At 74.1% G+C, this 22,226-nt stretch carries 22 protein-coding genes; 14 read left to right on the forward strand and 8 right to left on the reverse strand.

The genetic code is table 11. The annotated features are described in order from the left end of the window. Position 1: 1 nt before the first annotated feature. Together BLS43_RS21070 and BLS43_RS21075 are read right to left on the reverse strand one after the other, a co-directional pair. Positions 2 to 661: an HAD family hydrolase gene (locus BLS43_RS21070; protein WP_093087904.1), complete on the reverse strand. Its 660-nt coding sequence runs from the start codon at positions 659 to 661 to the stop codon at positions 2 to 4. A 28-nt stretch (positions 662 to 689) separates the two neighbouring features. Further along, positions 690 to 2,237, reverse strand: coding sequence for a thiamine pyrophosphate-dependent enzyme (locus BLS43_RS21075; protein ID WP_093087793.1), 1,548 nt, complete (start codon positions 2,235 to 2,237; stop codon positions 690 to 692). 106 nt (positions 2,238 to 2,343) lie between these two features. Here BLS43_RS21075 and BLS43_RS21080 point away from each other — a divergent pair, with 106 nt between their 5' ends. Then, positions 2,344 to 3,354, forward strand: a complete 1,011-nt coding sequence (locus tag BLS43_RS21080) for a TIGR03557 family F420-dependent LLM class oxidoreductase (protein ID WP_093087796.1) — start codon at positions 2,344 to 2,346, stop codon at positions 3,352 to 3,354. Between the two features lie 38 nt (positions 3,355 to 3,392). After that, positions 3,393 to 3,554, forward strand: coding sequence for a hypothetical protein (locus BLS43_RS30140; protein ID WP_176921452.1), 162 nt, complete (start codon positions 3,393 to 3,395; stop codon positions 3,552 to 3,554). Here BLS43_RS30140 and BLS43_RS21085 read toward each other — a convergent pair. Next, entirely contained in the window at positions 3,551 to 4,903 is a 1,353-nt protein-coding gene (locus tag BLS43_RS21085) for a mycothione reductase (RefSeq protein ID WP_093087907.1), read from the reverse strand. The two genes, BLS43_RS30140 and BLS43_RS21085, sit on opposite strands and share 4 nt — an antisense overlap. A gap of 85 nt (positions 4,904 to 4,988) precedes the next feature. Here BLS43_RS21085 and BLS43_RS21090 point away from each other — a divergent pair, with 85 nt between their 5' ends. Next, positions 4,989 to 5,750, forward strand: coding sequence for a TIGR03557 family F420-dependent LLM class oxidoreductase (locus BLS43_RS21090; RefSeq protein ID WP_093087799.1), 762 nt, complete (start codon positions 4,989 to 4,991; stop codon positions 5,748 to 5,750). 2 nt (positions 5,751 to 5,752) lie between these two features. On the opposite strand, the gene BLS43_RS21095 is transcribed toward BLS43_RS21090, so the two are convergent. Continuing rightward, positions 5,753 to 6,793, reverse strand: coding sequence for a hypothetical protein (locus tag BLS43_RS21095; protein WP_143030143.1), 1,041 nt, complete (start codon positions 6,791 to 6,793; stop codon positions 5,753 to 5,755). A 152-nt stretch (positions 6,794 to 6,945) separates the two neighbouring features. Between BLS43_RS21095 and BLS43_RS21100 the strand changes: the two genes are divergently transcribed. The 3 genes from BLS43_RS21100 to BLS43_RS21110 are packed head-to-tail and all read left to right on the forward strand — an operon-like array spanning position 6,946 to position 7,819. Beyond that, entirely contained in the window at positions 6,946 to 7,125 is a 180-nt protein-coding gene (locus BLS43_RS21100) for a hypothetical protein (protein WP_093087805.1), read from the forward strand. A gap of 8 nt (positions 7,126 to 7,133) precedes the next feature. Next, positions 7,134 to 7,559 (forward strand): phage holin family protein, encoded by a 426-nt coding sequence (locus BLS43_RS21105; protein WP_093087808.1) that lies wholly within the window; start codon positions 7,134 to 7,136, stop codon positions 7,557 to 7,559. Then, the gene (locus BLS43_RS21110) at positions 7,556 to 7,819 is read left to right on the forward strand and encodes a DUF3618 domain-containing protein (protein WP_093087811.1); all 264 of its coding nucleotides are present in this window, start codon (positions 7,556 to 7,558) and stop codon (positions 7,817 to 7,819) included. The genes BLS43_RS21105 and BLS43_RS21110 overlap by 4 nt, the downstream gene beginning before the upstream one ends. A gap of 63 nt (positions 7,820 to 7,882) precedes the next feature. Here the strand turns inward: BLS43_RS21110 and nrfD are convergent, their stop codons facing one another. From nrfD to fdh, 3 genes are all read right to left on the reverse strand, one after another. Continuing rightward, positions 7,883 to 8,830, reverse strand: a complete 948-nt coding sequence (gene nrfD, locus BLS43_RS21115) for an NrfD/PsrC family molybdoenzyme membrane anchor subunit (protein ID WP_093087910.1) — start codon at positions 8,828 to 8,830, stop codon at positions 7,883 to 7,885. Positions 8,831 to 8,922: 92 nt separating this feature from the next. Continuing rightward, a complete protein-coding gene (locus tag BLS43_RS21120) occupies positions 8,923 to 9,957 on the reverse strand; it encodes a 4Fe-4S dicluster domain-containing protein (RefSeq protein WP_093087814.1) in 1,035 nt (344 codons plus the stop codon). Next, positions 9,954 to 13,241, reverse strand: a complete 3,288-nt coding sequence (gene fdh, locus BLS43_RS21125) for a formate dehydrogenase (RefSeq protein WP_093087818.1) — start codon at positions 13,239 to 13,241, stop codon at positions 9,954 to 9,956. Before fdh ends, BLS43_RS21120 begins: the two co-directional genes overlap by 4 nt. Before the next feature lie 217 nt (positions 13,242 to 13,458). Between fdh and BLS43_RS21130 the strand changes: the two genes are divergently transcribed. The 5 genes from BLS43_RS21130 to BLS43_RS29520 all read left to right on the forward strand — a co-directional run bounded on the left by BLS43_RS21130 (position 13,459) and on the right by BLS43_RS29520 (position 17,855). Then, positions 13,459 to 13,731: a hypothetical protein gene (locus BLS43_RS21130; protein ID WP_093087822.1), complete on the forward strand. Its 273-nt coding sequence runs from the start codon at positions 13,459 to 13,461 to the stop codon at positions 13,729 to 13,731. Positions 13,732 to 13,935: 204 nt separating this feature from the next. Continuing rightward, on the forward strand, positions 13,936 to 15,246 hold the full coding sequence (locus BLS43_RS21135) for an acyl-CoA dehydrogenase family protein (protein WP_093087824.1): 1,311 nt from the start codon (positions 13,936 to 13,938) through the stop codon (positions 15,244 to 15,246). A 103-nt stretch (positions 15,247 to 15,349) separates the two neighbouring features. Further along, complete coding sequence (locus BLS43_RS21140) at positions 15,350 to 15,799, forward strand: RrF2 family transcriptional regulator (RefSeq protein ID WP_093087827.1); 450 nt, start codon at positions 15,350 to 15,352, stop codon at positions 15,797 to 15,799. 84 nt (positions 15,800 to 15,883) lie between these two features. Continuing rightward, complete coding sequence (locus BLS43_RS21145) at positions 15,884 to 17,188, forward strand: acyl-CoA dehydrogenase family protein (RefSeq protein WP_093087830.1); 1,305 nt, start codon at positions 15,884 to 15,886, stop codon at positions 17,186 to 17,188. A gap of 508 nt (positions 17,189 to 17,696) precedes the next feature. Then, a complete protein-coding gene (locus BLS43_RS29520; protein WP_143030144.1) occupies positions 17,697 to 17,855 on the forward strand; it encodes an AraC family transcriptional regulator in 159 nt (52 codons plus the stop codon). 36 nt (positions 17,856 to 17,891) lie between these two features. Here BLS43_RS29520 and BLS43_RS21155 read toward each other — a convergent pair whose 3' ends face one another. Beyond that, complete coding sequence (locus BLS43_RS21155; protein WP_093087836.1) at positions 17,892 to 19,046, reverse strand: alpha/beta hydrolase family protein; 1,155 nt, start codon at positions 19,044 to 19,046, stop codon at positions 17,892 to 17,894. A 121-nt stretch (positions 19,047 to 19,167) separates the two neighbouring features. Here BLS43_RS21155 and BLS43_RS21160 point away from each other — a divergent pair, with 121 nt between their 5' ends. The 3 genes from BLS43_RS21160 to BLS43_RS21170 all read left to right on the forward strand — a co-directional run bounded on the left by BLS43_RS21160 (position 19,168) and on the right by BLS43_RS21170 (position 22,164). Next, complete coding sequence (locus BLS43_RS21160; protein WP_093087839.1) at positions 19,168 to 19,854, forward strand: response regulator transcription factor; 687 nt, start codon at positions 19,168 to 19,170, stop codon at positions 19,852 to 19,854. Positions 19,855 to 20,030: 176 nt separating this feature from the next. Continuing rightward, positions 20,031 to 21,299, forward strand: a complete 1,269-nt coding sequence (locus tag BLS43_RS21165) for a sensor histidine kinase (RefSeq protein ID WP_093087916.1) — start codon at positions 20,031 to 20,033, stop codon at positions 21,297 to 21,299. A 118-nt stretch (positions 21,300 to 21,417) separates the two neighbouring features. Continuing rightward, the gene (locus tag BLS43_RS21170; protein WP_093087842.1) at positions 21,418 to 22,164 is read left to right on the forward strand and encodes a phosphatase PAP2 family protein; all 747 of its coding nucleotides are present in this window, start codon (positions 21,418 to 21,420) and stop codon (positions 22,162 to 22,164) included. Positions 22,165 to 22,226 lie beyond the last annotated feature (62 nt).

Genomic DNA, 22,226 nt, shown 5'->3' on the forward strand with positions numbered 1-22,226 from the left:
CCTACCCGCGCAGCTCGCGGACGAGGCCCTCCTGCAGCTCGGGGAGGGAGTCGTACACCTCCCGGGCGCCCGCCTCCCGGAGCTCGCCCGCGGAGAACCCGCCGGTGCGCACGCCGAGACCGGGCCACCCCGCCCGGCCCGCCGCCACGAAGTCCCACACCGAGTCCCCGACCATCAGCGCCCGCCGCCCGTCCACCCGCTCGACCGCCGCGTGGAGCAGGTCCGGCTCGGGCTTGGTCCGGTCGACGTCCTTGCTCGTCGTCCAGGCGTCGGCGAGGTCGCGGCCGTCGAACAGGTCGAGGTAGACGTCGACGTGCTCGGGCGCACCCGAGCTGGCCAGGACCACCCGCACCCCGGTCCCGCGCAACGCGGTGAGCAGGTCGCGGACGCCCTCGAAGGCCCGGATCTCGGGGAGCGTGGTCTCGAACTCCTCGGCCCAGGCCGCGCGCACGTCGTCGCCGTGCTCCTGCTCGAACCGGGACCCGGCCACCGCGGGCACGATCTGGTCACCGCCCATCCCGATCGCCCGGTGCAACCGCCAGACCGGCAGCACGACGTCGAACCGCAGGAACGCCCGGTACCAGCTCAGGGCGTGCTGGTAGTTCGTGTCCACGAGGGTGCCGTCGACGTCGAGCACGACGGTGTCGATACGTTCCACCATGCCCGGCGAGTACCCGGGACGCGTCCGGCTACTCGGCACCCCACCGGCGGCGGACCGCGCGGGCCGCGGCACCCACGGTGAAGCGGAAGCCCTCCTTGACCAGGTCGGGCAGCGCCTCGTCGCCGCGCAGCTGCGACCGCAGCGCCTTGACGAGCTGGTCGATCGTGACGTGCGGGGGGATGATCGGCACGTGCGGGTCGACGACGGCGTCGATCACGAAGGGCCGGTCCGCCGCGAGCGCGGCGTCCCACACGGCGTCGATGTCCTCGGGCCGCTCCAGCCGCCGCCCCTCCAGACCGAGCATCCGGGCGTAGTCGGCGTACCGGACGTCCGGGAGGCCCTGGATGTTCGGGTCCGGCCGGTCGCCGAGCTCGGAGCGCACCTCCCAGGTCTCGAACGCCAGGTCCCGGTTGTTCAGCACGAGGACGACCAGCCGCGGGTCGGCCCACGTCCGCCAGTACTTCGCCACGGTCACCAGCTCGGTGAGGCCGTTCATCTGCATCGCCCCGTCGCCGAGCAGCGCGAACGCGGGCCGCTCCGGGTGGGCGGTCTTCGCGGCCAGGGCGTACGGCATGGCGCCGCCCATGCTCGGCAGGGTGCCGGACAGCGACGCGAGCTGCCCTGGCCGCAGTGCGAGGTCTCGGGCGAACCAGCAGGTCACGGTGCCGCACTCGATCGCCAGCAGCGCGTCGTCGGCGAGCCGGTCGGACAGGGCCGACACCACGGCCTCCGGGTTCACGGGGTCGGCCTCCGCGCGCACCCGCTGCGCCGAATAGTCGCCCCACGTCTGCTTCCAGCCGGCGATGCGATCGCGCCAGACCCCGTCCGGCTTCGGCTCGAGCAGGGGCAGCAGGGCGGCGAGGGTGGCGCGCGAGTCCCCCGTGAGGTTGACCTCGGTCGGGTAGCGCAGGCCGTTGTTCGCGCCGTCGATGTCGATCTGCACCGCCCGCGCCGAGCCGGGCGGCGGGTGGTACTCGCCGTACGGCATGGTCGTGCCGACCACGAGCAGGGTGTCGCACTCCTGCATGAGCTCCCAGCTGGGCCGGGTGCCGAGCAGGCCGATGGCGCCGGTCACCCACGGGAGGCGGTCGTCGAGCACGGTCTTGCCGAGCAGCGCCTTCGCCGCCCCCGCCCCCAGGCGGTCCGCCACCGCGGTCAGCTCCCCGGTGGCGTGCGCGGCGCCCGCCCCGGCGAGGATCGCCACCCGCTCCCCCGCGTTCAGCACCGCCGCGGCCCGCTCGAGATCGGCGGCCGCCGGGACCTGCGGGGTGGTGCTGGGCACCGACGAGGTGTGCACGAAGCCGTGCGCGAAGGGCGGGTCGGTGACCGCGTCGGCCTGCTGGACGTCGCTGGGCAGGATCAAGGCGGTGACGGTGCGTCTGCTCAGCGCGATCCGGCACGCCCGGTCGACGGCGTGGTTGACCTGCGCCGGCTCCGCGTCCCCCGCGGCGACCGCCTGGCTGAGCCGAGCGACCATCCCGCCGATGCCGTCCCCCGGGTAGCCGTAGAAGCGGCGCACACCCCAGTCACCGAGCCGCCGGGCGAGGTGCGCACCGACCGTCGCGGACCCGGTCATCACACCGTCCCCGGGTACATGGGCTTGCCTCCCGCTGCGGACACCATGTCCACATCGATACCCGGAGCCGGTGGGGAGAACGCCGAGCGCGGGGTAACCGACCGCCATGACCTCCTTCGGCTACACCCTGATGACCGAGCAGCGCGGGCCGCGCGACCTCGTCGCCGACGCCGTCGGGGCCGAACGCGCGGGCTTCGACTTCGCGGTGGTGAGCGACCACTACTTCCCGTGGCTCGACGAGATGGGCCACGCCCCCTACGCGTGGAGCGTGCTCGGCGCGGTCGCCACCGCCACCGAGCGCCTCCCCCTGATGACCTACGTGACCTGCCCGATCATGCGCTACCACCCCGCCGTCGTCGCGCAGAAGGCCGCCACGGTGGCCCTGCTGTCCGAGGGCCGCTTCACCCTCGGGCTCGGGTCCGGGGAGAACCTCAACGAACACGTCGTCGGGCGGGGATGGCCCACCGCCGACGTCCGCCAGGACATGCTCGACGAGGCCGTCACCGTCATCCGCAGGCTCCTCGCAGGCGGGTACGTCACCCACGAGGGCCCGCACTACCGCGTCGACTCCGCCAAGATCTGGGACCTGCCCGAGGGCGGCGTCCCGCTCGCGATCGCCGTCTCCGGCGCCCGGTCGATCGACCGCTACGCCCCGGTCGCCGACGCCATGGTCGCTGTGCAGCCCGAGCCCGGCCTGGTCGAGCGGTGGGACGCCGCCGCCGGGACGGACCTGCCCAAGATCGGGCAGCAGCCCACCAGCTGGGGGCCCGACGCCGAGGCCGCCACCGACCGCGCCCACGCGCTCTTCCGCTGGTTCGGCGGGGGCTGGAAGGTCAACGCCGAGCTCCCCGGCACCGCCGGGTTCGCCGCCGCCACCCGGTTCGTCCGGCGCGAGGACGTCGCCGCGGCGATCCCCTGCGGCCCGGACGTGTCCGCCCACGTCGAGGCGGTGCGCCCGTTCGTCGACGCGGGCTTCACCCACGTCGCCCTCGTGGAGATCGGCGGGGAGATGCAGCCCGACTACCTGGAGTTCGCGCGGACCACCCTGCTGCCCGCGTTGCGCGAGGAGTACGGCGAGGCGAAGGACTCCGCGATCACCACGCGGCCCTCGGCGTAGCGGACGCGTAGCCCGCCGCGCCTCGGGTAGCCGCCTCGATGATGAGCACCGAGAAGCCGCCCGAAGAACCCGAGTGCCCGCGCCACCCCGACGACCCCGATGCGGAGGCGGAGGACCGGGGCGACGAGCTGGACGAGCTGCAGCGTCGGTTCGACGTGGCCCACGACAGCCCGCCGCCCCCGGCGCGGGGAGAGCTCTAGAGATCGAGCAGCGCCTGCTGGACCACCTCCGTCAGCGCGGGGTGGATCCAGTAGGGCCGGTCGATCAGGTCCGCCGCCGGGATGCCCAGCGTCATCGCGACGACGAGGGGCTGGATCAGCACCGGGGCGTCCGGGCCGAGGAGGTGGGCACCGAGCAGCCGTCCGCTCGCCGGGTCGACGTAGACGGTGCAGAACCCGGCCGGGTCCTCCAGCGCCCAGCCGTAGGCGGTGTCGACGTACTCCGCGGTGCCGCGCAGGTAGTCGCGCCCGCTCAGCTCCGCGGCCGTGGCACCCACGGTGGCGATCTGCGGGTCGGTGAACACCGCGGCGGGGACCACGTCGTGCTGGGCGGACCGCAGCGACTCCGGATGCCGGAGGTTGTGCCGCACCACGTCCGCCTCCCGGTTCGCGACGTGCTTGAGCGGCACCGGGCTGCAGCAGTCCCCCAGCGCCCACACCCCGTCCGAGGTGGTGCGCTGGTACTCGTCCACCGTGATCAGCCCCGCGTCGTCGGTCTCGACGCCCCCCTTCGCCAGGTCCATCCGGTCGCCGTTGGGCGTGCGGCCGGTGGCCACCAGCAGCGTGTCGGCGCCGATCACGGTCCCGTCGTCCAGCACGATCTCGAGGTCCCCGGGCCGACCGCGCAGCTCCGTGAGCTGTCGTCCGAGATGGAGGGTGAACCGCCGGGCCGCCAGCTCGGTGAAGGCCGAGGCGAGCTGTCCGTCCAGGCTCGCGAGCAGCGTGTCCCCGCTCTCCACGATCGTCACGTCCGTGCCGAAGGAGTCGAACACGTGCGCCAGCTCCGCAGCGATGTAGCCACCCCCGAGCACGACGAGCCGAGCGGGGAGCGCGTCGAGCCGCATGATCGTGTTCGACGTCTCGTACGGCAGGCCCGAGTCCGCCACCGGCGGCGGGACGACCGGGCGGGACCCGACGGCGAGCACGATCCGGTCCCCGGTCACGGTGACCCCGTCGACGTCGAGCTCGCGGGGGCCGGTGAACCCGGCCGTCCCGGTGTGGACGGTGATCGAGTCCGTGTCGGCGCGCGAGCGGCGCGAGTCCGTCGCGATCGGGTCCAGCCGCGCGAACACCCGGTCCCGCACGGCGGGCCAGTCCACCCCGCCCGGCTCGGCGGCCACGTCGAACGTGCCCGCGGAGCGGACCTCGGTGGCGACGTCCGCGGTGTGCGCCAGCATCTTCGTCGGGATGCACCCGACGTTGAGGCACGTCCCGCCGAAGCGGTGTTCCTCCTCGACGAACGCCACGTCCAGGTCCGCGAATGACGAGTCGACCACCATGTTCCCGGACCCCGTGCCCACGACGACGAGGTCGTGATGATGAGACGCCATGGCGCCGGGGTACCCGCTCGCCCGGCCGCGACCCCGCCGGCGTCCGGCGTGGTTCGCCGACCACGGCCGGGGGTAGCGCCATCGCATGGCGAGCATCGGCTACTTCCTGTCCTGCGAGCAGTACGGTCCCCGCGAGCTCGTCGCCCAGGCGGCCGCCACCGCCGCGGTCCAGCTCGACGGGCGGTTCGTCCTCGGCGTCGGCAGCGGCGAGGCGCTCAACGAACACGTCCTCGGGGACGCCTGGCCCTCGGTCGGCGAGCGGCTGGCCATGCTGGAGGAGGCCGTCGACCTGATCCGGCTGCTGCACCGCGGCGGGCAGGTCAGCCACCACGGCGAGTACTACGAGGTCCAGGAGGCCCGGATCTACACCCGCCCCGAGGAGCCCGTCCCGATCTACGTCTCCGGGTTCGGCCCGCAGGCGACCGAGCTCGCCGGCCGCATCGGCGACGGCTACTGCACGGTGCTGCCCGACGCCGACCTCGTCCGCACCTTCCGCGAGAGCGGCGGCGGGGACAAGCCCGTCCAGGCCGGGATGAAGGTCTGCTGGGACACCGACCGGGAGGCCGCCCTGGACCGGGCGCACCGGTTGTGGGCCAACGACCTGCTGCCCGGACAGCTCGCCCAGACCCTCCCCCGCCCCCAGGACTTCGCCGACGCCACGTCCCTGGTCCCGCGGGACGCGATCGGCGACGCGATCGTCTGCGGTGACGACACCGCCGAGCACCTCGACCGCGTGCAGTCCTACCTGGCGGCCGGGGTCGACGAGGTGTACGTCCAGCAGGTCGGCGCCGACCACGACGGGTTCTTCCGGGCCTGGGGCGACCACATCCTGCCGAAGCTGAGCTGACCTCACTCCGGAGGGCCGGGCCGCCTGCGCTCGCGCCGCCGGTGCCCGTAGGCGACCCGGCGCACGGCCTCGGAGTCCTCCAACCCGGACCCGACGGCGCCGGCCACCACCCCCAGCAACGTCGCCATCACCACGATCCGGACGTAGTCGGCGACCGTGGCCGCCCGGCCGAGCACCCCGCCGAGATGGTCCGGCGGCAGGATCACCGCGGCGGCCACGCTGTTCCCCACGAGCAGGACGACGGTGAACGCCAGGGTCCCGCCCGTGAGGGTCAGCACCGTCGCGGTGTTGAGCAGCCACGCGGGCGCCGGGCTCGCCCGCCTGCGCTCCCAGAGCCGGTGCCGGAGCAGCAGCCAGCCCACGAACAGCGCGACGGCCCCCACGTAGGCCAGGACCAGCCGCCAGGGCGCCAACGCGGTCGCCAACGACCAGATGTTGGAGTAGAGAAGCCCGAACGCCGACCCGGTCGCGGCGCCGGCGAGCGCGGCACCCAGCGCCAGTGCCAGCCGCCACGGCCGATTCGCCCGCACCGTCCCGGCGAGCAGCCGCAGCGAGCCCGTCCGGGACAGCTCGGTTCCCTCGCCCGAGGTCCGCGCGGTCGACCGCAGCAGCTCGGTGTGGACCGCCGATACCGTCCGGTCGCCCGTCCGCGCCGTCCCGGTCAGCGTGCCGATCAGGTCGACCACGGCGTCCCGCGTGCGCGGGAACAGCCGGAACCCACCCAGGGACGGCAGCGAGAGCACCGCGATCCGCGCCCGTTCGTCGAGCTCGGCGACGACGGGCTTGCCCTCCGAGACCGCGGGCACGTCCGTCAGGCACACCGTGACGTCCCACCCGGTGTCCCGGGCGCGCTCCCGGGCCCGCTCCAGCACCCCCGGCCCCTCGCCGTGCTCCTCGAAGCCCTCGACCACGGTCTCGACCCGCCAGTCCGCGCCGTCCGAGTCGAGCCGGGCGGCCAGCACGCTCGGCAGCGTGGCGGCCAACCGGTGGGCCACGTCCGCGGGGAGGGCGGGGTCGGCGATGAGCCCGACCACCACTGGCATTGCGACGACCTCCGACCACATGCGACAGCGGGTCCGACTACCCGACCCCACCGGCCCGGAAACCCGGCCGGGCACCGCATCCGCCGCCGGTCGATCGGGTGAGATCCCGGGACCACACGCGTGGCCGCCGTCGTGCCGGGTACGCCTCCCCCATGACGGAACCGAACCGCGACCCGAACCTGGACGACGTCCTCGATCCCGCCGAGCAGGCCCACCCCGACCACCGCGAGCACGCCAAGACCCCGCACCCGGTCGACGACGAGGAGCTGGAGCGCCGTGCCGAGCACGAGCGCGCGGCCCTGCACGCCGACGGGCCCGTCCGGGACCGGTAGGGGCGACGATGGCCACCACCGACGGGACCCGAACCAGCACGACCCCGCCCGAGGAGGCGTCGACCGCACAGCTGGTGCGGCAGCTCACCGAGCAGGTCCGGACCCTCGTCACGGACGAGGTCGAGCTGGCCAAGGTCGAGATGACGGCCAAGGGCAAGGCGGTGGGCGTCGGCGCCGGGCTGGCGGGCGCAGGCACCGTGCTCGCGCTGGGCGGCGGCCTCGCGGTCATCACCGCCGCGATCGCCGCCCTGGCCCTGGTGCTCCCGGTCTGGGCCGCGGCTCTGATCGTGGCGGCGGTGCTGCTCCTCGCGGGCGGCGCACTCGCCCTCGCGGGCAAGAAGCAGATCACCGACGGCGTCCCGCCCGTTCCCCGCGAGGCGATCGACAGCACCAAGCACGACGTGGACACCGTCCGGACGGAGCTGCGGCGATGAGCTCAGACCCTGACGAGCTGCGCGCGAAGATCGCCGAGGAGCGCGAGGCCCTCGGCGAGACCGCCGCGGCGCTGGCTGCGCGCGCGGACGTCGTCGGGCGGGTGGAGAACACCGTCCACGACACGGCCGAGTCGGTGCGGACGAACGCGACGCAGATCCTCGCCAGGGCCCGCTCCGGCGAGGACCGCAGACCGCTGTTCGCGCTGGGCGCCGTGCTCGGCGCCCTGGTCGTCGTGGTGGTCGTCCGCGCTTTCCGCTGACCCGCGCCTGCGGCGCTCGTGCGTGGTAAGTGGTGCTCTGGCGCCACTTACCACGCACGGGCGCTAGCCGCGTTGCGGGATCACGACGTAGCGGGGGTCCTTCGTGGACTCCACACCGGCCTCGAACACCCCGAACCGTTGCAGCGCGCTGCCGGCGAGGAGGGCGAGACCCGAGGCCGCGGCCCCGGCGCGGCCGCGCCGAGCCACGGTCAGGGTGCCGACCAGGCCGGCGGCGGTGAGCACCTCGGAGGCGCGGCGCAGCCGGGCGACGTGGCCCGTGCGGTAGACCTCCCCGACCAGCCCGAGCCGGTGTTCCATGATCCGCGACGCGAGCAGCTCGGTGGCCGCCCCGGCCGCGGCGAACCCCCGGGCACCGCCCGCCTCGGCCACCGGCGCGGTCACCATGCCGAGGCCGCCGCCACTGGCCGCGGCGGACCCGGCGAACACGAAGGGCAGCTCGTCCCGGACCTCGTTCCACGCGGGAACGGCGGTGTGCGACAACAGCACCGCGGTGTAGGACGCCACGCCCGGCGCCGTGGCCGCAGCGCCCAGCCCCGCCGGGCGCGCCAGCCGTTGCAGCAGACGGGCGGGCCAGGTCCGGCGCCACCGGCGCGGGACGAGCTCGGCGACGGCGGCGGCCCCGGCCCCGGGTCCGTAGGCGCTGAGGAGCCACGTGCCCACGCTCATCGGCGAGGTGGGCTTGAGCACCCGCAGCATGTGGTGGAACCGCGCGGGGCGACCCAGGTCCGTGACCAGGAAGTACAGGCTCGCCAGCAGGCCGCCCAACGACCCGAGCCGCGCGGAGCGGCGCAACGCGGCGCGGCCCGTCAGGTCCGCCCCGGCCGCGACGACCGAGGATCCCGCCGCGAGGCCCCCGCAGAACAGGTAGGCGGCGATCTTCCACTCCCACACCGGCGGCTTCAGGACGGGACGGCCGTAGTAGGACTCGATCTCCGCCTCGGGGACGACCGTCTGCTCCCCGCCCCGCCGCCTGCGGCCGCCCTGGAACATCTCCGCCTCGCGGGCCGCGCTGCCACCCGCGTCGCTGGGCCGCTCCGCGACGACCCCGGCCTCGGCGGCGGTCCGCTCCTCGTCCGGACCGGTCACCGCCGCCCCTCCCCCAGGAACGCGGCCACGCCCGCGACCGCGAAGGCCGCGGCGGCCAGCCCCGCCCGTTTCCACATCGCCGCGGCGTCGCGGGTGGGGACCACCGGGTTCGGCGGCAGCCCGTACACCTCGGGCTCGTCGAGCAGCAGGAAGAAGGCGCCGTCTCCGCCCACGCCGTCGTTCGGGTCGTGGCCGTAGAGCCGCGCCTCGGGCACCCCGAGCCCGTGCAGCTGCTCGACCCGGCGCGCGGCGCGCTCGCGCAGCTCGTCCAGCTCGCCGAACTGGATGGAGTCGGTGGGGCAGGCCTTGGCACACGCCGGTTCGAGCCCGCCGGAGAGCCGGTCGTAGCAGAGCGTGCACTTCTGCGCCCGGCCGTCTCCCTCGCGGCGGTCGATCACGCCGTAGGGGCAGCCCGAGACGCAGTAGCCGCAGCCGTTGCAGATGTCCTGCTGCACCACGACCGTGCCGAACTCGGTGCGGAACAGGGCGCCGGTGGGGCACACGTCCAGACAACCCGCGTGGGTGCAGTGCTTGCACACGTCGCTGGCCATGAGCCAGCGGAAGTCCGTGCGCGACTCGGCGCCGGTCGCGTCCCCGGGCCGGTCGAAGCCGGGCATGCCGAGCGCCTGCGGCTCCGTCCGCCCCGGCAGCGGGCTCGTGCCCAGCTCGGCCCCGCCGCGCGGCGCCTCCCGCAGCCGCGGTTCCACCGCGACCGCGGTCTCCGGGATGCCACTGGGCCCCGTCGGCAGACCCGCGAACCCGGTCTCCTGGTGGCCGAGCCTGCGCGGCTGTTCGATGAACGCGACGTGCCGCCACGAGTCCGCCCCGAGCGCGCCGGTGTTGTCGAAGGACATGCCGAGCAGGTCCAGGCCGTCCTCGGGGACGGCGTTCCACTCCTTGCAGGCGACCTCGCAGGCCTTGCAGCCGATGCACACCGAGGTGTCGGTGAAGAAGCCCACCCGCGGTGGCGGGTCGACGTGCCCCGCGTCGGCCGCGACGTCGTGCAACGGACCCGACCACCGGTTGCTCATGAGTCCTCCTCGACGTGCGGCGTCCCGATCGCCGTGGCGATGCGCGTCCCCGTCTCGACGGTGACCCCCGCCGCGGCCCGGACCTGCTCCAGCAGCGCGGTCAGCGCCGCCCCGCGCGGCCGGGGGCCCGGCCGGACGTCGCAGGTCGCGACCTTGCTCTCCTGGATGAAGACGTTCGGGTCCTCGACGACGCCGAACAGGTCGTTCACGACGTCCCCGCGCACCAGGCCCGTGTGGCCGAAGTGGTAGGGCAGCCAGACCTGGTGGATCGTGCGGCCGTCGATGCGCAGCGGCCGCATCCGGTCGGTGACCATCACCCGGGCCTGCACCGCCGCCCGGCTGGTGACCACGTGCGCCTCCCCCAGGTGCTCGAGCCCGCGCTCGCGGGCCAGCTCGGGCGAGACCTCGACGAACAGCGCGGGCTGCAGCTCGGCCAGGTACGGCAGCTGTCTGCTCATCCCGCCCGCGGTGTGGTGCTCGGTGAGCCGCGCCGCGGTGAGCACGTACGGGAAGACCTCGCTCCCGCGCTCCGGTGGGGCGGGGTTGGACGGGTTGTCCGGACGCCCGTAGACGACGCGCGTCGGGTTCCCCTGCTGGGTGTAGAGCGGGTTGCGGATCGGCGACTCGTGCGGCTCGTAGTGGGTGGGCAGCGGGCCGTCGAGCACGCCGTGCGGCGCGAACAGCCAGGCCTTGCCGTCCGCCTGCATGATGAACGCGTCGTCGCCGCCGAGCGCGTCGGGCCCGGTGGACCCCTCCGGCGCAACGTGCCCGGGCGGGGTCCGCACCGGGAAGTCCGGCACGTCGTGGCCGGTCCACTCGCCCCGCTCGGCGTCCCACCAGATCAGCTTCTTGCGCTCGCTCCACGGCCTGCCCTCGGGGTCGGCCGAGGCCCGGTTGTAGAGGACGCGCCGGTTGAGCGGCCAGGTCCAGCCCCACTCGGCGTCGTAGGGGCCCTGCTCGGTGTGGGGCTTGCGGCGCGCGGCCTGGTTGACGCCCCCGGCGTAGACGCCGGTGTAGATCCAGCAGCCCGCCGACGTGCTCCCGTCCGCCTTCAGCGGCAGGTAGCTCGACAGCAGCTCGCCGGTGGTCAGGTCGTAGCCGTTGATGCGGCGCAGGACGTCGTCCGCCGACGGCTCGTCCCACGGTCCCGGCCCGTCCGGCCCCGGCTCGGTCGCGTAGTCCCAGGCCAGCTTCTGCATCGGCAGGTCACGCTCGTCGGTGGAGTCCGCGAGCCGCTCCCGGACCAGCCTGCCCAGGTGGTAGGCGAACCAGAGCTCGGAGCGGCGGTCGCCCGTCGGTTCGAGGGCCTTGGTGCGCCACTGCAGCATCCGCTGGGTCTGGGTGAAGGTGCCCTCCTTCTCCACGTGCGAGGCCGCGGGCATGAGGAACACCTCGGTGCGACACCGCTCGGGGACGATCTCGCCGGTCTCGACCTCCGGCGAGTCCTTCCAGAAGGTGGCCGTCTCGATCTCGTTGAGGTCCCGGACGACGAGCCATTCGAGGTTGGCCAGCCCGAGCCGCTGCAGCTTGCCGTGCGCGGAGCCGACGGCCGGGTTCTGGCCCATCACGACGTAGCCGAACACCTTCCCGTCGATCATGTCCATGACGGTCCGGTAGGTGCCGTGGTCCCCGTTGATGCGCGGGAGCCAGCCGAACCCGAAGTCGTTCTCCGGCGTGGCCGCGTCGCCGAAGTACTCCTTGAGCAGCGAGACGAGGTGGGCGTCAACCTGGTAGCCGTACCCCTTGTGGCCGTCCGAGCGCTGGTCGGCGATCCAGGCGGCGAGATCGGCGTGCGAGTCGTCGGGCATGGCCAGGTAGCCGGGCAGCAGGTTGAACAGCGTCGGGATGTCGGTGGAGCCCTGGATGCTGGCGTGCCCGCGCAGCGCGAACACCCCACCCCCCGGCCTGCCGATGTTGCCCAGCAGCAGCTGCAGGATCGCGCCGGTGCGGATGTACTGCGCGCCCACGCTGTGCTGGGTCCAGCCCACGCTGTACACCAGCGCCGTGGTCCGCTCGCGGTTCGAGTTCGCCGTCCAGCCCCGGCACACCTCGAGGAACTGCGCGCGCGGCGTGCCGCACACGCGTTCGACCATCTCCGGGGTGTAGCGGGCGAAGTGTCGCTTGAGGACCTGGTAGACGCACCGCGGGTCCTGCAGCGTCGGGTCGCGCGGGACGTCCCCCGCCCCGCCGACCCCCGCACCGCCGGCACCGGTCTGCAGCGGCTCGGTCTGGGACCGGGCCCGCTCCTCGTCCTCGACGCCGGGTTCCGCCCCCTCGTAGAACCAGCTGCTGCGGTCGTAGGTGGCGGTCTCGGGGTCGTAGCCGGAGAACAGCCCGTCGAGGTCCTCGGTGTCGGCGAAGTCCTCACGGACCAGGAACGAGGCGTTGGTGTAGGCCGCGACGTACTCGTGGAAGGCGAGATCGTTCTCGAGCACGTAGTTGATCACGCCGCCGAGGAAGGCGATGTCGGATCCCGCGCGCAGCGGCACGTAGGTGTCCGCGACGGCGCTGGTACGCGTGAACCGCGGGTCGACGTGGAACACGCGCGCGCCGCGGCCCTTGGCCTCCATGACCCACTGGAAGCCGACCGGATGGGCCTCGGCCATGTTCGAGCCCATGATCACGATGCAGTCCGCGTTGGCGAGGTCCTGCTGGTAGTCCGTCGCCCCGCCGCGACCGAAGGAGGCCCCCAGACCGGGGACGGTGGCGGAGTGTCAAATACGGGCCTGGTTCTCGATCTGGATCGCGCCCATGGCGGTGAACAGCTTCTTGAGGAGGTAGTTCTCCTCGTTGTCCAGGGTCGCGCCGCCCAGCGCGGCCAGGCCCGTGGTGCGGTTGAGCCGGTTGCCCCTGCCGTCGCGGTCCTGCCAGCCGCGGGCCCGCGCGTCCACGACGCGGTCGGCGAGCATCTCCATCGCCTCGTGCAGGTCCAGCTCGGTCCACTCGGTGGCGTACGGCGCCCGGTAGCGGACCTTGTCCAGCCGCTGCGGCCCGGTGACCAGCTGCAGGCTCGCGGAGCCCTTCGGACACAGCCGCCCGCGCGAGATCGGCGAGTCCGGGTCCCCCTCGATCTGCACGACCTGCTCGTCTCGCACGTACACCTTCTGCGCGCACCCGACCGCGCAGTAGGGGCACACGGAGCCCGCGACCCGTTCCGCCTCCGCGGTGCGCGGTGCCATGCCGCGGTGCCGAGGCGACTGGGCCGCCGCCCCGCGGCCCAGCCGGTCGCCACCGGTGAGCTGCCGCAGGACGGGCCACGCGCGCAGGGACTTCCGCACCGTCATGGTCCGGCCTTCCCCCGAACCACGCGGCCGAAACCTCCGCGGCGAACGGGATCGGCGGACGGCGCGGCTGGTACGGTTCCGGGCATGCGCACCCGGGACCTCCGCGTCTCGCTCGAGATCATTACTCGGCGCGCCGGCTGAGCCAGGAGGCCGGTGCGCGCGACGCGCCTGCCCGGGACCTGGTCCGGATCCCCCTTCCTGCTCGAGGAGATCCGTCATGTCCGACACCCTGGACCGTCCCCTGCCCGCCGCACTCCCCCTGCACCACACCGTCGTCGCCGAGGTCACGGCCGGGCTCGACGGCGTCCTGCGGGTCACCACCATGCTCCGCGGCCGCCGCTACCGCGTGCGCGACCTGACCGTGGACGTGCACGAGGGCGCCCGGGCCAGCGAGCTGCGCACCACCGTGCTGCTCACCGCGGACGAGGCCGCGCTCCTGCTGGAGCGGCTGCGCCGGATGCCCGCCGTCCTGGCCGCCCGCACGGTCTGACCGTCCGCGTCGGGCCCGAGTGCCCGGGCTCACACCGGCTCCGCCGGCACTGTGAGGCGCGCGGAACATTCCGCAACCCCAGCGCAACGGTTCAAATACGCACCGGCAATGCGGATTCGCGAGCGTTCTCGCGTTCGCCGCGGAGCCGGCCCGCACGAGGGCGAGCACCATCCACTGGACACTGTCGACGCCATCGGAGCTCTCATGACCATCAACTTCACGATGTCCGACGAGCAGAAGAAGCTGCAGTACGACGTCCGCGCGTTCGCCGAGAACGTCCTCAAGCCGATCGTGGCCGAGGCCGACGCGGAGCCCGACCCGCTCAAGGGCTTCCGGATGACCAAGCCCGCCTACATCGAGGCCTACAAGGCCGGCATCGCGATGTGCATGCTGCCCGCGGAGTACGGCGGCGGCGGGGTCTCCTGTGTCGATCTGACGATCGCCGCCGAGGAGATCTGCGTGGTCGATCCCGGGTTCGCCTGCACGGTCCTGTGCAACGGACTCGGACTGATGCCGGTCGCCTGGTACGGCACCGAGGAGCAGAAGGCGAAGTTCCTGGGCGCCGCGACCTCCGACCCGACCGGTGAGTACCTCGGCGGCTGGACGGCGAGCGAGCCCCCCGGCAACCCCGCGGGCACCGCGAACTTCGACATCCCGCTGCCCCGGCCCGCGGGCGTCGGGCTGATCGCCGTCCGGGACGGCGACGACTACGTGGTCAACGGCCGCAAGTACTGGCCGTCCTCGGCGGGCTGGGACGAGCGCGGCGTCAACGCGGGCACGCTGATCGTGCGCACCGACTCCGAGAAGGGCGGCACGGAGGGACTCTCGGCCCTGGTCCTGGAGCGCGACACCCCGGGTGTCACCTACCGCCACCTCGACAAGACCGGGCACCGCCTGGCCTCGAACGCCGAGATCGTGTTCGAGAACGCCCGGATCCCGGCCGCGAACCTGCTGCCCGGTGCGGCCGGGAACGGCGACCTGGTCATCAACCGCAACTTCGCCTGGTCCGGGCCGATCGCCGCGATCGCGGCCGTCGGCATGGCCCGGGCCGCCTACGAGATGGCGCTCGACTTCGCCAAGGGCAACACCGCGGGCGCGCTGAAGCCCATCATCGGCTTCCAGAACGTCGGCTACGTCCTCGGCGACGTGGCGTCGAAGATCGAGATGGGCCGCTACTTCTCCTGGCGCGCGGCGGACTACCTGGACAAGCACGACCAGCACGCCGAGCTGGTCGGCGCGATGAACAAGATCCAGGTCACCGAGATGATGTTCGACTGCGTGTTCAAGTGCATGCAGATCGTCGGCGTCAACAGCCTGGAGACCAAGAACGGCTTCGGCAAGATCCTCCGCGAGGCCTCGGTGCTGCCGATCTACGACGGCGGCAACATGGGCATGCAGCGCCGCCGCGTGCACGGCATCCTCGCCGACCCGCTGTTCAACCCGCGGGCCATCATGGAGGACGACTACGTGAAGTTCGAGAAGCACCACGAGTCGATCGACACGATCGTGGCCTGACGGCCTCCGGGCCCGACCCCGCCTCCCGGGCGGGGTCGGGCCCCCTCGCAGGCGGGGGTGCCGGGGTACCGTTCGTCCGGAGAGCCGAGAGACGAGCGAGGGCATGAAGCACACGAGCCACGCGGACTACGCCCTGCGCGTGCTCCTCTACCTGAGAGTGGCCCCCGGACGCCGCGGGTCGGTGGGCGAGATGGCCGAGGCGCACCGGGTGTCCCGACACCACCTGGACAAGGTGGTCAACCGCCTGGCCGCCGCCGAGCTCGTCGAGACCACCCGCGGCCGGGGTGGCGGGGTGCGGCTGGTCCGCGATCCCGAGACGATCACCGTGGGCGCGGTCATGCGCGCGATGGAGTCGGACTTCGCCGTCGTCGAGTGCCTCGGCCCCGCCCGCTACTGTCGCGTGGCCGGCGTCTGCGGGGCGCGCAGCGTGTTCGCCCGCGCGCTCGACGCGTACTTCGCGGTGCTCGACGAGGCGACCCTGGAGGACATCGCCGAGAACGACCTCGGCCTGCGCGGCGCGCTCGGTCTACTCCACGGCGCGGGCGGCGCCTGACCGCACCGTCCCGGACCCGACGCCCCGGCCCCGACGACCCCGGCCCCGACGACGTGGCGTCCCGACCGACCGTGGAGGAACGCTGTGGCCGTCGACTTCGACCTGACCCCGGCACAGAGGAAGCTCAAGTACGAGGCCCGCGAGTTCGCGCACGAGGTGCTCCGCCCCGCGGCCGCGGCGGCGGACGCCCTGGCCGACCCGCAGCAGGCCTTCGTGGCGATGCGGCCGGTGTACGAGCAGGCCGCCGCCCGCGGCATGACGACGATGTTCCTGCCGAAGGAGTACGGCGGCGGCGGCGCGTCGAACGTCGACTTCCTCATCGCGATCGAGGAGCTGTGCGCGGTGGACCCGGGCTTCCCGACCGTCCTCCTGGTCAACGGCCTCGCCCTGCTGCCGCTGCTCACGTTCGGGACCGAGGAGCAACGCGAGACCTGGCTCCGCAGGGCCACCGGCGACGAGCGGGGCGGGTTCCTCGCGGGCTGGGCGGTCAGCGAGCGCGGCGGCACGGCGAACTTCGACCACCCCAGCCCGCGCGCGGGCATCCAGCTCCTCGCCGAGCACGACCGCAAGCGCGGCGAGTACGTCCTGCACGGCGAGAAGCACTGGCCGTGCAACGCGGGCGGCTGGGACCTCGGCGGGGCCGACGTGACGCTGTGCGTCGTCCGGACCGACCGGCACGGCGGCGGCAAGGAGGCGCTCAGCGCCGTCCTCGTCGAACGGGGCACGCCCGGCGTCGAGTACGAGGTCATCGACAAGATCGCGCACCGCACCTGCCAGAACGTGACCATGACCTTCCGGGGCGCGCGGGTGCCGGAGACGAACCTGCTGGCCGAGGGCGCGGGCGACCTGCTGATCAACCAGAACTTCACGTGGTCGGGGCCGATCGCGGGGATCGCGGCCGTCGGCGTCGCCCGGGGCGCCTACGAGTTCACCCTGAAGTGGGCGCGCACCTTCACCGGTGGCGGCTCGGCGCCGATCATCGGCCACCAGGCCGTGGGCAACCTGCTCACCGAGATCGCGAGCAAGATCGAGGCCGGGCGCTACTTCTGTTGGAAGACCGCGCACTACATGGACGCCCACCCCGGCCAGGGGCACGCGCTCGGCGGCATGAACAAGACGTACTGCGGCGATCTCATGCAGAGCGTCGTGTTCGACTGCATGCGGGTCGTCGGGGTCAACGCGTTGGACCGCAAGTTCCCGATGGCCAAGTTCTACCGCGAGGCCGCCGTGTTCTCCCTCTACGACGCGGGCAACCTCGGGATGCAGCGCCGTCGGGCCTGGGGTGTCATGGCCGACCGCGCGTTCACCCCGGACACCTTCGTCGACGGCGCCGCCCTGCCGTTCACCCGTTCCATGGAGGGCTACGGCGTCATCGCCGAGCAGCGCTGAACAGCGCTGAACAGCGCTCCTCACACCGGCACCGTGGCCGCGGTGAGGTCCAGCTCGCCGGTCACTGCGTCGCCCGCCAAGAGGGTCGGACGTGTGTGGTGCCGACCGGCGGGTTCGCGCTGTTCGACACCACGAGCCGATACGACCTGGAGTTCGTCGAGGATCCCGGCCTCCGGGAGTGGCGGATCCTGTCCTTCCGGGTCCCCCGCGAGAAGCTGGCGCCGCTGCTCGCGGACCCTCGGCGGGCGACCTCGATCACCCACGACGCCCGCGCGAACGGCCTCGCCTCGCTCAACCGGTACCTCGCGGCGAACCTCCGCACCGCGACCGACCTCTCGGCCGCGCGGACGGCGCGGCGGTTCGGCATCTCCGTCCGCACGCTGCACGGCCTCTACGCGGGCGGCGAGCGCACCTATGCGCAGACGGTCATGGCGCTGCGCGTCGAGGGCTGCGCCGAGGAGCTGACCCGCGCCACCGCACGCCTCTCCCTGACCGACACGGCCACGCGGTGGGGTTCTGCGACCTCTCGCACCTCAACCGCGTCGTCAAGGCCCAGCTGGGCTGCCTGCCCGGCGGGTACCGGGCGCGCAGGCGGGAAGGTGTCGATACCGTGCCGGTGGTGTACGACCCGGGTGCCGTCGTGGAGAACCGCCTCTCCACGGGCTGACTCCGCCGCCGCGGCTCGACCTGCTCCCGGTCCTCCTCAGCAGGTCGAGCCGCCCGGCGCGGCCAGCCACCGGATCAGCTGCGGGACGACGTCGAGAGCGATGAAGCCGTGGTCCGCGCCGGGGACCACCACGGACGTGACCTCCGCGCCCGCGGCACACTGTGCCGCGACGAACCGTGCGGTGGTGTCGGGGCGGACCAGGGTGTCCGCGCCGCCCTGCGCCACGAACACCGGCACCGGGATGCGGTCCCGACCCGGGGTGTTCTCGCGCAGCAGGCTCGCCCACGGCTCGACGGTCGCCGGGTCGGCCCGCAGGTCGTGCCCGACCAACGGCCCGGCGAGGGCGTGGAGCCGGTCGTTCTGGCCGATCAGGCACAGGGCCGCCATCTGCGGGATCGCGGCCGCGGCCTCCGGGGTCAGGATCGCGTCCAGCGGCGCACCGTAGTTCGCGGCGTAGGCGGCGAACGCGTAGGCACCGATCGTGACCCCCGAGACGTCCCCGATGTCCGCGTCCAGCAGCCCGGCCAGCTCGACGGCGGGCGCCGCGGCCGCCACCCCGCGCAGCCGCAGCTCGGGCGCGTAGGTCGCGGCGCGCTCGGCCGCGAACAGCACGGCGTGCCCGCCCTGGGAGTGCCCCCACAGCACCAGGCCGTCCCCCGCGCCCGCCTCGGGCAGGGCGCGGGCCGCGCGGGCGGCGTCGAGGACGGCCTGGGAGGACGTCGTCCCGATCAGGTAGGTGGGCGCCGTCGGGTAGTCGGTCGCCGCGACCACGTAGCCGGCGGCGAGCAGCTCCTGCAGCCCCTCGATCAGGCTGAACGGCGCGTCGCCCGCCGAGGGCGCGCACCGCGGCGCGGTCCCGGTCGTCGGGTGGGCCCACGAGACGACCGTCCGGCCGCCCGGCGGCGGGGCCGCCGTGGGGGCGACGACGACGCCCGAGACGGCGATGTCGGCGCCCCGGTCGTCCCGGGAGTGGTAGAGCACCCGCCAGGCCGCCGCCCCGTCCGGGGCCCCGAGCAGGCGTTCCGAGCGGATCAGGGTGCCCGGCGCGGCCTCGGGCAGCGGGTCCGGGACCCGGTAGAAGGGTGCCGAGGTCGCACCGTCGGTCACCCCGTCGACGACGCGGCGCTCCAGCGTCGAGCCGCACCCCGCGGTGAGCAGCAGCAGGACCAGCACCGCGGCGGCGGCCCTCACCGCAGGCCCGACGGGAACTCGGCCTGCCGGTGCAGCAGAGCGACGGTGGGGCTCACTCCGGGGCGGTCGTCTCCGCGCCCGGTGTCGTTACGGCCCGGGTGGGCCGCCGTAGGCTCCCGGCATGGCCCGGCTGCTGCTGGTGGAGGACGACGACACGATCGGCCACGCGCTCTCGTCGAGCCTGGCCGCGCACGGGCACGAGATCGCCTGGCACACCCGCGGCCGCGACGCGCTCGCGGAGGCCGCCCGCGGCCCGCTGGACCTGGTGCTGCTGGACCTGGGTCTGCCCGATCTCGACGGCGTCGCCGTGTGCCGTGGGCTCCGCGCGGCCCAGCCGGACGCGGTGGTGGTGATGCTGACCGCGCGGGCCGAGGAGATGGACGTGATCATCGGCCTTGAGGCGGGCGCAGACGACTACCTGACCAAGCCGGTCCGGCTCGCCGAGCTGCACGCCCGCGTCCGCGCCCACCTGCGTCGGCGGGCACCCGCGACCCCGGGCGGACCGCCCGCGCTCGGTGACCTGGCCCTCGACACGGCGGCCCGCCGGGTCACCGTGGACGGCACCGAGGTCACGCTGCGCACCAAGGAGTACGAGCTGCTCGCCCGGCTCGCCGCCGAGCCCGGCGTCGCCGTCAGCCGCGAGACGTTGATGTCCGAGGTGTGGGACGAGCACTGGTTCGGCTCGACCAAGACCCTCGACGTGCACGTCGCCGCGCTGCGCCGCAGGCTCGCCGAGGCCGGGGGCTCGGCGCGGCTGCCCACCATCGTCACCCTGCGCGGGCACGGGTACCGCCTGGACCCGCCCTGATTTTGCCGTCCGCTTGCCCCGCGTGGAACCGGCCCGAACCCTGCGGTTCCTACCGTCGACCCCGTGCAGACCCCGCTCGCCCCGTGAGGGCGACCGAGCGAGACCGGGAGCGGACGACCGCGGTGCGACCCGCGGCCGTAGCCTCGTCCCGACCGTCCGGCCGTGAGGGGGTGCCCGTGCGCAGGCGCATCGTCGTGCTCACCCTCGCCGTCGCCGCGCTGGCCGTCGCCCTGTTCGGCATCCCGCTCGCCGGGATCGTGGTCGCCTACGTCCAGAACGACGAGCGCGGCGAGCTCGCGCAGGTCGCGGACGTCGCGGCGCTGAGCGTGGCGGTGGAGCTGGCGAAGGGACGGGACCCGGTCCTCCCGACCTTCGGGTCCGGTGCCGACGTCGCGCTCTACGCCCGGGACGGCACCCGCGTGCTCGGGCGCGGGCCGGCCACCGCGGACCAGTCGGTCGCGGACGCGCTGGCGGTGGGCCGGGACTCCGACGACGACTGGATCGTCGCCGTCCCGGTCACCGGGGACGACCCGCGGGCCGGGGCGATCCGCGTCACCGTGCCCCCGACGGAGTCGTACGCGAAGATCGGGCTCTCCTGGGCCGCGATGCTGGCCCTCGCCGCCGCGGCGCTGGCCGCGGTCTGGTTCGTGGCCCGCCGCCAGGCGGGCAGGCTCGCGGGCCCCCTCGAACAGCTGTCCCGCGCGGCCCGGCGCCTCGGCGACGGCGACTTCACCGTCCGCTCCCCCGCCGTCGGCATCCCCGAGATCGACTCGGTGGGCGCGGACCTGGACGCCACCGCCCAGCGGCTGGGCGACCTCGTGGCCCGCGAACGCGCCTTCACCGCAGACGCCTCCCACCAGCTCCGCACCCCGCTCGCGGGGCTCCGGCTGACCCTGGAGAGCGCGCTGGAGGACCCGGACGCGGACCCGCGGGCGGCCATGCGGGAGGCCGTCCGGGCCGCCGACGGACTCCACCGCACGATCGAGGACCTCCTCGCGCTCGCCCGCGACACCGAGACGGTGCGGACCGCCCTCGACCTCCCGGCCCTGCTCGCCGAGCTCGACCGCGGGTGGGCGGGACACGACCTGCGGATCGCGGCCGATCCCGACCTGCCCGCGGTGTGGGCGTCCACCGCCGCGGTCCGCCAGGTCGTGGCGGTGCTCGTCGACAACGCCGTCCGCCACGGGCGGGAGCCCGTCACGGTCGCGGTGCGGGACCTCGGCGGCGCCGTCGCGATCGACGTCGCCGACCGGGGCGACGGGATCGTCGTCCCCGAGACCGAGCTCTTCGCCCGCCGCGCGCCCCACGCCGCGGGACACGGGATCGGGCTGGCGCTGGCCCGCAGCCTCGCCGAGGCCCAGGGCGGGCGGCTGGCCCTCACCCGCACCACCCCGCCGACCTTCACCCTGCTGCTGCCCGCGGACCCGGACTTTCCCGAGCGCTAACCGTCCGCTGGTCGGGCCCGCACCAGCCGGTTCGTAGCGTCGACGACATGACGACGCCGCCGTCCTCCGCCCCCTGTCGCTCGCCCCGCGGACGGGCCCTCGTCGCCGGGACCGTGCGATGAGCACCGCGGACGCGACCGTGGTCCTCGGCCTGTCGCTGATGGCCGCCTGGCTGGTCGCCGTCGTCGCGCTGCGGCGCCGCGTGCCGCCCGGCATGCTCGCCGGCCTGGGTGTCGCCGCCGTCTGTTTCGCGCTGTACGCCGGGGTCGTCGACGCCGTCGCCGACCCGGCACCGCTCGCCGGGGCGGACGCCCCCGTGCTCGCGTGGCTCGTCGCCCACCGCACCCCCGGGCTCGACACCCTCCTGCGCGCGGTCAGCACCGTGGGCGGCACCCTCGGCATGACGGTGCTGGCGGCGGCGGGGGCGCTCGTCCTGCTCGTGCGGCAGCGGATGCGCCACGCGCTCCTCGTCGTCGTCGCGGCCGCGGGCGCCGGGCTGCTCGTGACCCTCACGAAGAACCTCTACCAGCGCGAACGCCCACCGCTCGCGGTCCGCCTCACCGTGGAGACCACCTACTCGCTGCCCTCGGGGCACGCACTCGGCTCCGCCGTCGTGCTCGGCGTGCTGGCCGTCGTGGTGGTCCTCGGACTCCGGTCGGCCGCCGCCCGGGCCCTGGTCGCGGCCTGCGCGGTCCTCGGCACGCTGATCATCGGGTTCAGCAGGCTCTATCTCGGCGCCCACTGGCTCACCGACGTCCTGGCGGGCTGGCTGCTCGGCGCGGCCTGGCTCGCCCTCTGCGTCACCCTCGTGCGTCCGCACACGACCCGAGCGTCGGACCTCGAGGAGCAGGCGGTCGCGCGCTAGTGCCCCGTCCAGAAACGTTCAGGACCGAACTCGGCGGCCCAGCCACCCGTGGGCGGCGTTGC

This window comes from Pseudonocardia oroxyli, assembly GCF_900102195.1.
Taxonomy (GTDB): domain Bacteria; phylum Actinomycetota; class Actinomycetes; order Mycobacteriales; family Pseudonocardiaceae; genus Pseudonocardia; species Pseudonocardia oroxyli.

Bases quoted from the DNA above. Each gene is read 5' to 3' on its own strand.
- BLS43_RS21070 (WP_093087904.1), bottom strand. From the start codon at position 661: ATGGTGGAACGTATCGACACCGTCGTGCTCGACGTCGACGGCACCCTC.
- BLS43_RS21075 (WP_093087793.1), bottom strand. From the start codon at position 2,237: ATGACCGGGTCCGCGACGGTCGGTGCGCACCTCGCCCGGCGGCTCGGT.
- BLS43_RS21080 (WP_093087796.1), top strand. From the start codon at position 2,344: ATGACCTCCTTCGGCTACACCCTGATGACCGAGCAGCGCGGGCCGCGC.
- BLS43_RS30140 (WP_176921452.1), top strand. From the start codon at position 3,393: ATGATGAGCACCGAGAAGCCGCCCGAAGAACCCGAGTGCCCGCGCCAC.
- BLS43_RS21085 (WP_093087907.1), bottom strand. From the start codon at position 4,903: ATGGCGTCTCATCATCACGACCTCGTCGTCGTGGGCACGGGGTCCGGG.
- BLS43_RS21090 (WP_093087799.1), top strand. From the start codon at position 4,989: ATGGCGAGCATCGGCTACTTCCTGTCCTGCGAGCAGTACGGTCCCCGC.
- BLS43_RS21095 (WP_143030143.1), bottom strand. From the start codon at position 6,793: ATGCCAGTGGTGGTCGGGCTCATCGCCGACCCCGCCCTCCCCGCGGAC.
- BLS43_RS21100 (WP_093087805.1), top strand. From the start codon at position 6,946: ATGACGGAACCGAACCGCGACCCGAACCTGGACGACGTCCTCGATCCC.
- BLS43_RS21105 (WP_093087808.1), top strand. From the start codon at position 7,134: ATGGCCACCACCGACGGGACCCGAACCAGCACGACCCCGCCCGAGGAG.
- BLS43_RS21110 (WP_093087811.1), top strand. From the start codon at position 7,556: ATGAGCTCAGACCCTGACGAGCTGCGCGCGAAGATCGCCGAGGAGCGC.
- nrfD (WP_093087910.1), bottom strand. From the start codon at position 8,830: ATGTTCCAGGGCGGCCGCAGGCGGCGGGGCGGGGAGCAGACGGTCGTC.
- BLS43_RS21120 (WP_093087814.1), bottom strand. From the start codon at position 9,957: ATGAGCAACCGGTGGTCGGGTCCGTTGCACGACGTCGCGGCCGACGCG.
- BLS43_RS21130 (WP_093087822.1), top strand. From the start codon at position 13,459: ATGTCCGACACCCTGGACCGTCCCCTGCCCGCCGCACTCCCCCTGCAC.
- BLS43_RS21135 (WP_093087824.1), top strand. From the start codon at position 13,936: ATGACCATCAACTTCACGATGTCCGACGAGCAGAAGAAGCTGCAGTAC.
- BLS43_RS21140 (WP_093087827.1), top strand. From the start codon at position 15,350: ATGAAGCACACGAGCCACGCGGACTACGCCCTGCGCGTGCTCCTCTAC.
- BLS43_RS21160 (WP_093087839.1), top strand. From the start codon at position 19,168: ATGGCCCGGCTGCTGCTGGTGGAGGACGACGACACGATCGGCCACGCG.
- BLS43_RS21170 (WP_093087842.1), top strand. From the start codon at position 21,418: ATGAGCACCGCGGACGCGACCGTGGTCCTCGGCCTGTCGCTGATGGCC.